Origin of the sequence: Thioclava sp. GXIMD4215, assembly GCF_045291555.1 — a bacterium.
GTDB classification, from domain to species: Bacteria; Pseudomonadota; Alphaproteobacteria; order Rhodobacterales; family Rhodobacteraceae; genus Thioclava; species Thioclava litoralis.
Window position 1 is genome coordinate 2,285,417 of sequence record NZ_CP149515.1, and the last position, 12,606, is coordinate 2,298,022.

Annotated in this window: 9 protein-coding genes and 2 pseudogenes; 8 read left to right on the forward strand and 3 right to left on the reverse strand. The window is 57.3% G+C overall.

Translation table 11 applies throughout. The features are described from left to right. Positions 1-52 precede the first annotated feature (52 nt). Entirely contained in the window at positions 53-607 is a 555-nt protein-coding gene (locus WDB86_RS11365; protein ID WP_406735953.1) for a hypothetical protein, read from the forward strand. On the opposite strand, the gene WDB86_RS11370 is transcribed toward WDB86_RS11365, so the two are convergent. Together WDB86_RS11370 and WDB86_RS11375 are read right to left on the reverse strand one after the other, a co-directional pair. Continuing rightward, positions 604-825, reverse strand: a complete 222-nt coding sequence (locus WDB86_RS11370) for a hypothetical protein (protein ID WP_406735954.1) — start codon at positions 823-825, stop codon at positions 604-606. The two genes, WDB86_RS11365 and WDB86_RS11370, sit on opposite strands and share 4 nt — an antisense overlap. Positions 826-834: 9 nt before the next feature. Next, positions 835-1,938 (reverse strand): annotated as a pseudogene (locus WDB86_RS11375) (DNA cytosine methyltransferase); the annotation flags it as partial. 23 nt (positions 1,939-1,961) lie between these two features. Here WDB86_RS11375 and WDB86_RS11380 point away from each other — a divergent pair. From WDB86_RS11380 to WDB86_RS11410, 7 genes and pseudogenes are all read left to right on the forward strand, one after another. After that, complete coding sequence (locus WDB86_RS11380; RefSeq protein WP_406735955.1) at positions 1,962-2,264, forward strand: hypothetical protein; 303 nt, start codon at positions 1,962-1,964, stop codon at positions 2,262-2,264. 155 nt (positions 2,265-2,419) lie between these two features. Continuing rightward, a pseudogene (locus WDB86_RS11385) lies at positions 2,420-2,815 on the forward strand (transposase); the annotation flags it as partial. Positions 2,816-3,481: 666 nt separating this feature from the next. Continuing rightward, entirely contained in the window at positions 3,482-5,188 is a 1,707-nt protein-coding gene (locus WDB86_RS11390) for an ATP-dependent nuclease (protein ID WP_406735956.1), read from the forward strand. A gap of 631 nt (positions 5,189-5,819) precedes the next feature. Continuing rightward, entirely contained in the window at positions 5,820-6,650 is an 831-nt protein-coding gene (locus WDB86_RS11395) for a hypothetical protein (RefSeq protein ID WP_406735957.1), read from the forward strand. A gap of 16 nt (positions 6,651-6,666) precedes the next feature. Beyond that, positions 6,667-7,164 carry a bleomycin resistance protein gene (locus WDB86_RS11400; RefSeq protein WP_406735958.1) on the forward strand — a complete coding sequence of 166 codons (498 nt, stop codon included), beginning with the start codon at positions 6,667-6,669 and terminating at the stop codon, positions 7,162-7,164. Positions 7,165-7,342: 178 nt separating this feature from the next. Next, on the forward strand, positions 7,343-8,119 hold the full coding sequence (locus tag WDB86_RS11405) for an alpha/beta hydrolase family protein (protein WP_406735959.1): 777 nt from the start codon (positions 7,343-7,345) through the stop codon (positions 8,117-8,119). A gap of 468 nt (positions 8,120-8,587) precedes the next feature. Continuing rightward, positions 8,588-10,084, forward strand: a complete 1,497-nt coding sequence (locus WDB86_RS11410) for a DUF6882 domain-containing protein (protein WP_406735960.1) — start codon at positions 8,588-8,590, stop codon at positions 10,082-10,084. Between the two features lie 272 nt (positions 10,085-10,356). On the opposite strand, the gene WDB86_RS11415 is transcribed toward WDB86_RS11410, so the two are convergent. Further along, the gene (locus WDB86_RS11415) at positions 10,357-11,952 is read right to left on the reverse strand and encodes a tyrosine-type recombinase/integrase (RefSeq protein WP_406735961.1); all 1,596 of its coding nucleotides are present in this window, start codon (positions 11,950-11,952) and stop codon (positions 10,357-10,359) included. Between the last annotated feature and the right edge of the window lie 654 nt (positions 11,953-12,606).

Here is a 12,606-nt window from a genome sequence, read left to right on the forward strand (position 1 = left end):
CCTATCGCTGACCCGCAAGATGCGTGCATCAACCCTCTTGAAAGGTGTGCGTATGGTCGACTCAATCACGGTTCGACTGGATCCCAATCTGGCATCCCGTCTCGACGAATTTCTAACTCAGAACCCCAGTCTATCAGCTGCATCTGTTGCCGCTCGTGCCTTGGACGATTTTCTGCCGAAGGCTCCCAAGGTCGTATCGACAAAACCCACCAAGCCAGGTGGCGGACAGGACGAGTTCACCGGCCGCGAGGGCTATGAGTTTGGCATCTCAGCTGGCCGTGCACTTGCGAGTAAAATCGGCGACCTCGTCAGCCCAGTGGCAACAGAGCTCACACTACCTGACGGCCGGCGAGCTACGTTGCGCACCGCGAAGGGACGCAACACCCAATGGGGATGTCTCAACACTCTTCTCGAGCGGATCGACGTCGTTCTCTGTGCGTTCACCCCGGACGGAACGAACTTCGATGTCTGGGAAGTCGACGCCAAGGTCTGGGCTCGCGAGGCCCGAAATGCATCTCCCGGGCACAAGCTGCACAACAAGCTGACGTTGCTGGGCAAGTCGGGCGTTCAGAAGTTCGGAAAACCCTTCGGCAGCTACTCCATCTAGTAGCCCCGCATCCGGATTGCCTCGAACACCCGCCGCAAGGCGAAGGACCGCGCGATGCTGACCGCGGTGAACACCGCCCCCATCTTCAGGTTCTGCGCCAGCGTCGTGTGCAGCCCGAAGATCGGGAAGATCAGTATCTGCGTCACGACCGCAACGCCGTAGCCGACGACAACGTTGGCGACGGCCTCGACCAGCGACATCAGGCGGGACTGTTTCATGCCGCTGCGTCATCCATCGGCCAGCAGTTCAGCTACCAGAGTTCGCAGCGCATGCGCCGCAACCAAGGGGACCACGCCGTTGCCACAGAGGCGAAGCCGGTCCACCCGGTGGGCCAGCCCATCAGCGCCTCGACGAACAGCGGGTTCAAGGTCCGGCGCGGCTCGGAGGTATCGCTCCCAGCCATCGGCGTCACCAGGACCTGGCGGCCAAGCAGGCCGTTCACCGGCGTGTTCGCCAAGATCGTCGCCCCGTCCTTGTGATCCCGCGCCGTCGGAGTCATCCACATCTGACTGGCATGGGTAAGGTCTGCCGTCCGGCGATTGCCGGCGCTCGGCTTGTTTCCGTCCGTTGCCATTGGCGTCGGCCAATCCCGCGCCATCCGGTCCAGACCTTTCTCGTCGCGCCTGTCGCCACCTCGGCTCCGAAAGCTGTCGGTCTGCGGCGTCGGCCACATCGCGGCCGTCGTCGCGAGGTTCATGCCGTGCTGTCCCGCTGCCTGCGAGGGCGTCGGCTTCGTCTGCCGGTTCTCGTTCGCACTGGCGCGGGGCGTCGGCCAGAGCCGCAACAGTTCCGTCCGGTTCGCGCCACTCGACCTGGTGCCAGAGCAGGCGCGCGGGGGCGGCCAGCTCGTCCCCCTCGCGGATGGCGAGGATGAAGAGCCGCTCGCGCTTGTGGGGCGCGCCGACTTCCGCCGCCGTAAAGAGGCCTGCCGCAAGGCGGTAGCCCATGCCGACCAGTCCTGCGGCGACTTCGGGAAAACCGAGGCGGAGATGATGGGCGACATTCTCGAGGAAGACGAAGGGCGGTTTGATTTCGCCGATGATCCGGGCGACATGCGGCCAGAGGTGGCGCGGGTCGTCCGCGCCCCGACGCTTGCCCGCGACGGAGAATGGCTGGCACGGATAGCCCGCAGTGATGATGTCCACCGCGCCGCGCCATGGGCGGCCGTCGAAACTGGCAACATCGTCCCAGACAGGCGCGTGATCCAGGGACGCGTCTTCCATCCGCGCCACGAGAGTGGCTGCGGCGTAGGTTTCCCGTTCGACATGGCCCACAGCACGATATCCGGGCAAGGCGATGGTGAGTCCGAGGTCGATGCCACCGGCGCCGGAGCAGAGCGAGAGGCCGAAAAGGCATGGTCGAGGACGCCATCGTCACCGAGGTCCGGCGCATTCTGCAAACGCCCGAGGTGGTCACGCAGGTGCTGGCGGCGCTGAAGCGCGATCAGGTGTCCGAGGCCGAGGCCATCGCGGCGCTGCATGATTTCAACACCCTCTGGGCGCAGCTGTTCCCGCTCGAGCAGGCGCGGATCATCCAGCTTCTGGTCCGGCGCGTCACCGTCACCGCCGCCGGGCTCGAGGTCGACATCCGGCGCGAAGGCGTCGCGGGCGTCATCCGCGAGATGATCGCCCCACGCGATATGGAGGCCGCCGAATGAACCGAGGCAATGACACGATCCGCGTGCTGATCCCCCTGAAGCTGCGCAAGAAGAACGGGCGACCCAAGATCATGCCGCCCGCCGATTATAGCCCCAGCGAGGATCAGACGCAGGACCCCCACATCCTGCACGCCATCGGCCGGGCATGGGGCTGGCGGCGGCGCATGACGGTGCCTGGTGTAGGCCCGATCGCTGCTCTCACATTCAAAGCCGCGGTCGATAGCCCCAATCGGTTCAAACGTTCTCGCACAGTAGCAGCGCACTTTGGCCTCACGCCGAGGCGATACCAGTCCGGCGAACATAACAATCCAGGTCGCATTTCCAAAGCTGGTGATCAGAATGTCCGAGCGACGCTTTACGCTGCTGCAAATGCGTTGCTCATGCGAACGATGGCCGGATCGCAGATCAAGTCATGGGGCATGCGCCTAATGCGCACCAAAGGTCGGCGTCGAGCCGTTGTGGCTGTCGCCCGTAAACTCGCCGTTCTTCTCCATCGGATGTGGATTGACGGCACAGAATTCCGTCAGGAAAAAGTGGGAGGCCAGGCATGACCCAATAGCCCACCACCTGACCTGAACGGGATCGTCCATCCGGACGAGGTGTGTGGATGAAGCCGAAAATGTCTGCTGCGCAACTTGAAGCGCGCCGGAAAGCGGGGCTCTCCACTACCAATCCGACACATGCATGCAGCGGCGCCCTTCGAACGCCAAACCAGACTGCGAAGAGAAGCGTGACCCGGAAAAACGGTCCTTATGACGAATGAAAGAAAACGAGCTTGACCAAGATGCCCAATTAGAGAAGCGGACTTTCGCTGCGCCTTGGGCGAACGGCAGCAATGCGCGGATAGCGGACACGGCACTCGATAGGAGCGCACCTGGAGCGGCTGTCGCTTTGGGCCCAAAGTCGCCGATGGAGCCGAGTTTGGCGAAGGCCCGGAACTATGCCTCGACAAAGACTTGTGAGCGATCCGGCGAGTTGCATGGCTCCATGAAGAGTAAGCTGCGTGCCCGGCCTGTTCGGCAACCGTCTTGACCATTCTCTCTGTCTTCATTGTGTTCGAGCTAATCCGTTCTTGCCCGATTTCGGATCATCCTGAAAGATTTTCTTTTAAGTTGTAGTGTGGCGAATGCGGACGGTATCTATGGCCATGGAGGACTTGAACCGGTCAGCTCCTGATGCGGTTCCACACCGATCACAGGCGATAGAAAGAGGACAATTTGAAGCTGGAAAGAATTCGTCTCGAGAAATTTCGAGGAATCCGTAGCGCAGATATAGAAGTCGGAACAGAACTCGCACTTGTGGGGCAGAATAGTGGTGGAAAGTCCTCCATATTGAGGGCTCTCAATGCCTTCTTTAATTTTTCTGAAGAGCGAGAAAATTTTGAATCATCTCGACACGCTTTTCAAAAAACTTCCACCGCCGTTATCGACTTAGAGTTTTCAAACGCTCCTGTCGAATGTGACTTGCCAAGGGTCGTCGCTGGAGGGGCTAGTGTTCGGCTTCGCTTGAAATACAGGAAATCCGACACTTGGGAAGTGTTCAGCGACGGGGGATGGAGAGCTGCGCCGCAAGGGTTTCATGAAACTCTGCAAGAGTTTATTCGATATGTGTATATACCAGTTTCTCGCACTGAAAAAGTGTTGAGTTGGGGGCAAGGGAGTATTCTGCAGGCGGCGGTTTTGTCATGGGTCAAGAATTACACGAAAAACAGAGATCGAATTTCCCCAAAGGTTGCAGAGGCCACTAGTATTATTAAGGATCGGACCTTTAGTGGATTAAGTAAACACTTGCGGAAACTGACGCATCTCAGTGGTTCTTTCGAGTTTGAGCTCGATTACGCTTCCTCGCCTGACTATAGCCTGCTCATCCAGGATTTAGCTCTAAGAGTAATAGACGGGAAAACAACTGTCGACATTTCCGACTGCGGCAGTGGCACGCAGAGTCTGGCGACCATTGGACTTTACTCTTACCTGGCTGAGACACTGGGTGGTACTTACATTTTAGGAATTGAGGAACCCGAACAAAACCTGCACCCCCAGGCGCAGAGGTCGCTACTTGCAGCATTGAAGCAGATGCCGCTTCAAGTTATCTTCACCACGCATTCGACCGTAATGCTTGATAGTCTTGAGCATGAGGAAGTCGCACTCTGTCGCAGAGTTGCGTCGAGCACCCGCGGATTTGAGATAACTGTCACTCAATTGTCGAGGAATTTTTGGGTCGATAAGGGAATTGATAGGTCGAAGTATTACAATTTTTACAGAAGAAGAAACTCAGAGTTTTTCTTCGCTGACTATGTGGTCCTCACAGAGAGCCCAATCGACTCGGAGCTTGTAAGGCACCTCCTGGAAAGTGGCGGGTTAAGCTTTTCGAAAAGCAGCGTTTCCATTGTGAGCTTGGATGGCGTCACTTCATTACCTTATGCCTATCATCTTCTAAGAGAGCTCAGAATCGAGTTCTCCGCAGTAGTCGACAAGGATTACTTTCTCCCTTACCTGCATGACGAGCTCGACGCCAGCAGGGATCCTCGGGGATTCCCAAGATACAAAAAGGAATTCAAGGAGAGTTGCCTGATAGAAACCATGCTTCCCGATGCAGATAAGAGGGATGCGCTTCTGGATTTCTTCCATTCCAACCACTCTCGCGCCATGGGAATTTTGGAGGAGGTAGGTGTTTTCTGCTTCAGGTATTCAATGGATATTGATCTGGTGGGCTCAAATACAGCAAGTGGGTTGCTTTACAACTACTTATCCATTCCGATCGCGGAGCGCAAATCCCAAGCCATACTGATCAACCGAAAGAATAAACTGAAGAAGCAGGAAACAGTGTTGGGTGTGACGAGGGCACTTGCCCCTGGTAGTTTGCCAAACTCCTACAAGAGAATTCGAAAGAAAATTCCTGAGATCGTTAATGCGCTGCAAATGTAGATCAGTCCCGTGCCTATGCCCGAGTGCCCTATATGAAGAGGCGACCGTGTAGAGCAAAATTCGGCGAGATAAGGATGTCATTCACAGGGTAAAAGGCTTCTCTTCTTGATGATCTGCCCTCGAATCATGCGGCCGCTCGCGCCTACTGCCGGACAGTCCGACCATAAACTGAAAGAGTATGAAGAAGGCATGTCATGATCCAAGGCTGCGGACCAGACTGTTGCATGCAACTCGGGGAAGTTCGGCTCTCGGCCCTCCTGGTCTGTTTTGGGGCAACGTGCCTCCGGGATGAGTGGATGGCGGCTTTGGCTTAAATGCTGCAGCCGCCATGCCGCTGTGCCGCAAATCGGCTTCTCGCCCTTCGTGTCGGTGCTTGGCGACATGCCGCTTCTTGCACGGATGTCGTTGAAGGGCTTACACCGGTCATCCGCAGCGCCTGGCACGAAGGTCGGCATAGGGCCGAACGCGTCGATAGGGTGACGCGGCCCTCGTGATGAGGCGCCGCGCCGCCGCATGACCGGTTTGAGCCCTTTGTCCCGTCTTTGTGCGGCAGTGCCATGTTGCAGCCTAGGCTCGTGGTATAGAGGATTCAAAACGGCATTGCTCTTATACCGCCTTTCCGGAGCTATCGATGAAAACCGACCTCGTCATTGCGATAAAAACCCAGAAAGACCTTACCTCTTGGGAGGATGGCGAGAGGTTGCTGTCTGCGGTGTTTTCCGAACCTAAACTCGCCCCCCAACGTATTGCGACCTTTAGCGAGGTCTCCAGCCGCAACGGCAGCGATGTCAGCGCGCTCGCCGACTGTCGTGCGCATTGGGCGCTCAAGGCCACGATAGAGGCCAAGGGCGCTAAGTCAGAGTTTACGCAGGACTTTCATTGGCTGCGCAAACAGGTGGCCAAGTCGCAGGGGGCCATCACCTTTGCGAGCGCGACCAAGCCGCGAGCGCTCCCACAGTTCAGTCGCATCAACTTTTGGGCGCAGTACCGACCTGACGTCGACTGGGCAGGGTTGTTTCGTGAATGGTGCCGGCAGACACAGCCCTATGCGGCGATGCTGCATCCGCTTGTGTTACACGATGGTCCGAACGTAGGCGCGCCGCGCAGTGAGGTTTGGCGCGGTGTAGATGAGCTGCAACAAAAGGCATGGTCCCGCTTTCTGGGCGGGAGTTTCTTCACCGAGTTTCGCGCGGGAGATTTGAACTCCCAGTATTCTGGGCTCACCAATCCAGGCTGGGCTTCCTGGTTTGGAGGACCCTATGCGCAGGAGGTCGATATCGCGGCACTCCGATCGACAGGGTTTCCGGTCGAAAAGATCGGGTCGGGATATCTTGTGCAACTTACGGCGCAGCTCGGCGAGGTTGCCAGTGATTTCGGGCTGTTTTCTCGCCGCCGTGCCGCTCTAAAAGGGCTGTTTAGACCAAAACTATTTATGATTGAGGGCGAGCCGGATGGCTGCTGAAAGGCACGTCTGACGAATGGCAGCAATGAGCCCTTTCCGGACGGGTCACATCGAGCTAAAGCTGGCTAATAATTTTGGAGGGCATGGTTTGGGTAACGCACTAGTTCCGGAGTTTTCGGTCTCGGATTGGCGTCGTTCAAAGGCGTTCTATTGCGATGTGCTTGGTTTCAAGTGCGCCTATGAGCGTCCCGAAGAAGGCTTCTGCTATCTCCAACTTGGCGATGCGGAACTGATGATCGATCAGATAGGACAAGGCCGCACCTTCGATGAGGGGTATCTTCCTGTAAGCTATCCCTTTGGTATGGGCCTGAATGTTCAAATCCGTGTGCCCTCTGTGGACCCGCTTGTTGAAGCTCTAGCCAACATCAACCACCCACTTTTTCTTCCTGTGGAGGAAAAATGGTATCGTGTAGGGGATGGCGAGGGAGGAAACAGGCAATTCGTGGTTGCCGACCCAGATGGCTATCTGTTGCGGTTCTTTCAGGACCTCGGAATGCGTAACCCCGGGGCTTGATGCAGGCCCAAGACGGAATGTCGGTTTCGTCCGCATTTCTGACGTTTGCAGCGGATGTGTCGCGCAGGTTCGGCGCGACATAACACCCGTTGAAGGCCAATGGCAGCTTCGAGCCCGGACTGATTGATGCTGCGCACGAAGTGAATGTCTGTTAACCAAGCTCCTAACGGACTGATTTTTGGAACAGGACCGCATGCACCCAAATATTAAGCGACGCTTGTTGCCAAAGTGGGGAACCACCTACGGCCCCTCAGGAGAGGGCAAATTTCCGGGCCTCTTGATCCTTCATGGCTCCGAAGGCGGTGTTTCAGGATGGTCTCATCGAACGGCTGCAATGCTCGCAGCGGACGGTTTTTTATGCTACCCGCACAGTTACTCAAAAGGCGGCAACGCATGGAATGCAGGCCACATAGAAGACGTAGAACTTACCGAAACCGTCAGTGCCCTTTCAGCTCTTAGAAACTTCGAGGCATGCAACGGGAAAGTTGCCGTTTATGGCGTATCACGCGGAGCAGAACATGCTTTGCTCTTGGCCAGCTTGATGGGCGAGGAAGATATGCTAGGCCAGCCCGATGCCGTGGCGTGCTTGGCCGCTCCGGACGTTATCTGTGGCGCGTTCGATGCGCGCGGTTTTCGAGATAGCGGCGATCCGGGCTGGCAGGCGTGGGATCCGTCTCGGCGCGCTTGGACATGGAACGGATCGTCTGACAAACTCTTACCGTCGGAGCGGATTAAAATAGAGTGCTACGCTCGCCCGCTTTTCCTATCAGTTGGGCTAAAAGATCTGACTTGGTCCCCGGAAATGACAAAAAGACTGCATAAACGAAGAGAAGCCAATGGCTTACCTGTTGAAGCACACTACTATGAGCAGGAGGGACATGTTCCCGGGAGTGAAGGTGAGAATCACCACCACGAACTGCTGTTGTCTTTTTTGCAGCGATCTTTGGGGCAGTAGCATCACAAGGTCGTCGAAGAGCAGGCGCTGACGTATCCGCGACGAAAGCACACTTTGTCCGCATTGCTGACGTCGAGCAACCGAGTCGTGCTGCACAGTGCCACGAATGGCTGGTTCAGTGAACTACACCACCGCGTAGATCGGCCCGATGAATGGCCAGTAAGGGCCGAGCACGTCGGCGCAACCTCGCTGCATTTGCGCGACGGTGCGCCGGCGGGGTTCAGCACAAGCACTTGGAGCGGACAAAAGCTGCTTGAGCCACTCGCGGCCTTTTGCCGAGTTAGGCATTTTCCGAAGCTATCTCATGTTTTTAAGCACGTGTTCTTGGCCAGCCGCTTCACCCGTGCTTTTTAGGGGCAGGATGCTGCACTGCATTCGTTGTGTCCCGTCGGCAGCGCCAATAGGGTGCCACCGTTATTGCCAGAATCTTGTGCTCCGAGCTGGCCGACCGCACATATGGAGGCTAGTATGCCTTACCCGTTGAATGATTGGCAGTTGCCGCCGGTTTGGCGAGTGCTGTTTCGTGGATTGGATGGGCTTGATCAGGCCAAGCCGCTTTACGGCAGATTGTGTGCGCTTGCTGAGGGCGGGCCTAAGGTACTCGACGGTGAGCTGGTGAAAAGCTGGAACGTCGAACAGGACGGCGGGCGTTTTACTGCAGCGCTGAACACCGGCGATACGCTGGAGGCGCGGGTGGCCTTTCTTGGTACGCATGATGGGCAAAGCTTTTTGTGGGCTGATGCCAATCCGTCGTTGCATGCCGAGCTTACCTCGCCCGCTACAATGTTACGAGGGCAGCTGCCGCAGGAATTGGCTTTGATCGGACCGCGGGACGCTAACGAAATTACTTACCGCGATGCCATCGCCTTGCTTGGCCTTGCCGCCGAGCATCTGCCCTGCGACTTGGTTTATCCGGCGCGCTCGAACGGACGGCTGGTGCTGATGGTGCTAAGCGAGGCCCAGCTTAACACGGCGCGCGAGCCCTCGTTCCTTAAGCGGCTGCTGACGCGGCCAAGGGCGCCAACTGTGGCCGAGCAGCTGGCGGCGCTGCGTCGCACCGTTGATCAGGCGTTGAACCAGTGGCAGCAAAACCTGTTGCCCTTTGACAAGCTCTGCGCGCTCGAGCCGCTCGCGGCCCGGGCGCATGCGGCGCTGATTGCAGGCAATGCAGGGCAAGCACTTGCCGCACTCGAGCAAATCAAGGCCGCGCTTGGCCGCTACGCGGTGGATCAGGAGCCGACCGGCTGGGTTTATTTTGCCGAGGGAATAGCGCGGCTAGCGGTCGGGAATTTGCCGCGCGCCCGTGCGGCGTTTGCTATTGCCGAAAGAGCGATCCTGCCCGAGCCAAAGTGTCTTATTTTGCTGGCGCAGGCGCGGGCAGCGGAGCCGAACGAAGGTGATCATTTTCTGAAATCGGCCTATCTGAGCGCGCCCGCGGTCTTTGCGGCGCAGGCCAACGAGCACGAACAGACGCAGGTGCGGGCCGCACTTGCTGCGCTTGCCGCCACGCGGGCGGACCTTGCGCCTGAAGGCCTGGTGAAAAATGTCATTGCCGCCTTTTGTGATTTTGAACGTGCCGCCTTTGCGCGCCATCAGGCTGCAATACAGTTCCGGCAGGAAAGACATGTTCTGTGCGAGGCCGACGAGGCGGCAAAACTGGCCAGCAACAAGGCATGGGTCGACCTTTTGCTGACTTGGGCCACGCCGGGGCGCGCCACCGCGCCTTCGTCACTTTCCTCCGACCCTCATCTCGCGCCGGATCGCATAGAATGGTTTGGCGAGGTAAAGACTACAGGGGCCGAGGCGACGGTTACGGTGGGGTTCAGGGGCCGCTTCGCAGAAGCGGCGGGACGACAAGTTTGCTACACGCTGCGCCAAACCGAGATCCCGATGCTTGAGGGGGCAATGTGGCGTCTAGAGAGCGCGCGAGACGTTACCGACGCAGTTTCTTACGACCTGATCTGACGCCGCTGCAAAATCTAACTAGACGTCCTGCTCTCTCTTGGCGGATTTACCGGTTAGTCCTCGTAAGTCGGAACGTTAACAGGATCTAACCAGTTGTTCGCCATGCCACGCGACGAGGCACCTGTCCGCGACATTCTGCCTTGAGTTTTGCTGCACGATGCCATGGATTTCCGGTTTGGGGAAGCTGCATGGCAGCAATAGGCCGCCCCTTGAACGGCAGCAATGGGCCGAAGGTGCTATAGTCACACCATCGGTCCTTGTCTGTTATGTTGCTATTTCTTCCTAAACGCCTTTCGACGCTGCTCGACCAGCTTTTCGGCTTGCTCGAATTCCGGCGTACCAAGGTTCAGGCTGTGCTCATGATATGCCAGCATCAGCTCCATTTCCGACGAGCTAGAAGGTTGGACCCTCTCGAAGAGTTCGAAGATCTCGCCTCGGCGGGCATCTGAGACTTTGCCGTAATAGGTCCATGTAATCTCTTCTGAGCTATGACCTAAGTTCAAAGACCAAGCTTTGCGCTCTTCTGAATTGCGGCAGATGCGATCCCCGAGCTGGGCGAGGGTATGGCGCACCGAATGCGGCGAATAGGGTTCCGTCGCGCGCTTGCTCGCGAGGTCAAATGCTTCCGTCACTGCTCGGGCGCTTTGCATGGGGCGCAGCGGCGGGCGGTCTGGCTCGGTCGCCCGCTTCAAATCTGCAAGTTCGGGGAATAGCGCATCTTCCGGTCCCAAGCCGATCTGCTTTATTTCGGCAAGCCATGTAAGCAGCACGGTTTGAAAAGCCTCTGTGCGAGGAAACCAATTCACGACAAAGCTTTTGCCGTTCTTGGCGCGCAGCTCTGTGCCGTCGTGGTGAACTTGTCGCTTCTCCATATCGACATGGCGCAGACGCAGAGTAACCAGCGCATTCGCCCGCAATCCGCAGACATAGGCGCAGGCAAAGATCGCCTTGGCCCGCCTGTCTTTGAGAGTCAGGCTCGGCATGGCTGCCAAAAGGTGTTCTGCTTCCTCAATTTCGGCATAACCTTTGAGCTTAGGCAGAGCTTTCTGAGTAAAACGGCGGGGCAATTCGAGATAGTCGGGAATAGCATTCAAACTACGATAGCCGGGGCGTTTTGAGAGCCAGGTGAAGAAGGCGCGTAGATGCGATGCTTGGTGTTGAATGGTAGAACGCGAAAGCGCGCCACCTTTCCCAGTACCAGTTTCGCCGGCAATCACCGCGTCGCGCCAAGCCGCTGCATCTCCTGTATTGACGTCGGCAAAAGGTTTGAGCCCGCAATAGCTCTCGAACTGACGGATGGCGCGGAGGTGAGCGGCGATCGTCTTTTCGTCATAGCGTGCAGCCCAGTTCTGCCATTCGAGGATCAGACGATCGTTGGGCGACGCGCTGGGCGGCGGCACGATGGGGGCGCTTTGCCCAATACCAGCTTGGGTGTCGGCATTTCCTTCGTCTAACGCCGCTAGGCTCGTGTTGGATTTGAGGATGTTTTCGAATGCGTCTCGATCCGTTTCATTCAGTAGCTTCGAAATCCCACCGCCACAGTCCGGACAGGTCGCGAGTGCCTGCGCGGTGCCGGTCTTGGCATCAAGAAAGCGGAGCGTCGAGAGGTCAGGGAAGACGCGGGCCTTGCAGCTCATACACTTGAATTGGCCGCGCCGGAGCGGTGTCTTGATCCCAGCGCGCTCCTGATGGAAGCGTGCGAGCTCCGCGCCACGAAAAATGCGCGGTTGATTTGCATCAGAGGGGAGCAGGCCGCTGGCGATCCAATTTCCTAACGTGTTACGACAGATACCGTAGAGCGAGACCACCTGCTCAACGCTGTAAACGCGATCGAGCTTGGGGCGGATATGGGTGTAGTTGCGGCTCATTACTTCCGCTCCTGCGCCATTGAACAATCATGCCGATCAAGATCCGCAACCGCCCAGCGCGTTGTGCCGGACCCGAATCGATAGGGTTGGGGAAATATGTCGAGTTTGAGCCAGCGCCAGATGGTGGGTACTGAAACCGAATAGCGCCGGGCTACGTCGCTCACAGGAATAAAACGGGGGCTAGGCTCGGTATCTGATGGCGTGGAGCTGACTTGCTGCTGTTTTGTTGGTTGGTTGGATGGCTTTAAGAGAAGCGACTTAGCGCTTGGTGCTGCACCAGGATTGGAACCTGCGCAAGGCGGCTCTTTCGCAAAATCGTGAGGCGGAAAAAGGCTGAATTGTGTGGTTTCTGAAGACATGACGACGCCCCCGTTAAGGTTGGCGCTCGGTCACGTCCTATGCCAAGCAAGACTTTGAGTTCTAATCCCCTCCACATCCTATGCTCGGGGGAATGCGCCGAATTCTAAGGCCTATCGGCATAAGGAATCGGTTAATTCAGGATAAGACTATCTGCGACGATATGACCAGCGGAAAATATATCGAAAAAACTGTGTGGGGCTGGGTGTGGGGCTGATGCGGAGACCACATCGTTTATTGCATTAAAATCATATACTTGCTTTGGTTTGTTGGCGGATGGGGTGGGTGTGACACCGT

What these genes read in the sequence shown, in the direction of transcription:
- WDB86_RS11365 (WP_406735953.1), top strand. Translation starts at nt 53, where the DNA reads ATGGTCGACTCAATCACGGTTCGACTGGATCCCAATCTGGCATCCCGT.
- WDB86_RS11370 (WP_406735954.1), bottom strand. Translation starts at nt 825, where the DNA reads ATGAAACAGTCCCGCCTGATGTCGCTGGTCGAGGCCGTCGCCAACGTT.
- WDB86_RS11380 (WP_406735955.1), top strand. Translation starts at nt 1,962, where the DNA reads ATGGTCGAGGACGCCATCGTCACCGAGGTCCGGCGCATTCTGCAAACG.
- WDB86_RS11395 (WP_406735957.1), top strand. Translation starts at nt 5,820, where the DNA reads ATGAAAACCGACCTCGTCATTGCGATAAAAACCCAGAAAGACCTTACC.
- WDB86_RS11400 (WP_406735958.1), top strand. Translation starts at nt 6,667, where the DNA reads ATGGCAGCAATGAGCCCTTTCCGGACGGGTCACATCGAGCTAAAGCTG.
- WDB86_RS11410 (WP_406735960.1), top strand. Translation starts at nt 8,588, where the DNA reads ATGCCTTACCCGTTGAATGATTGGCAGTTGCCGCCGGTTTGGCGAGTG.
- WDB86_RS11415 (WP_406735961.1), bottom strand. Translation starts at nt 11,952, where the DNA reads ATGAGCCGCAACTACACCCATATCCGCCCCAAGCTCGATCGCGTTTAC.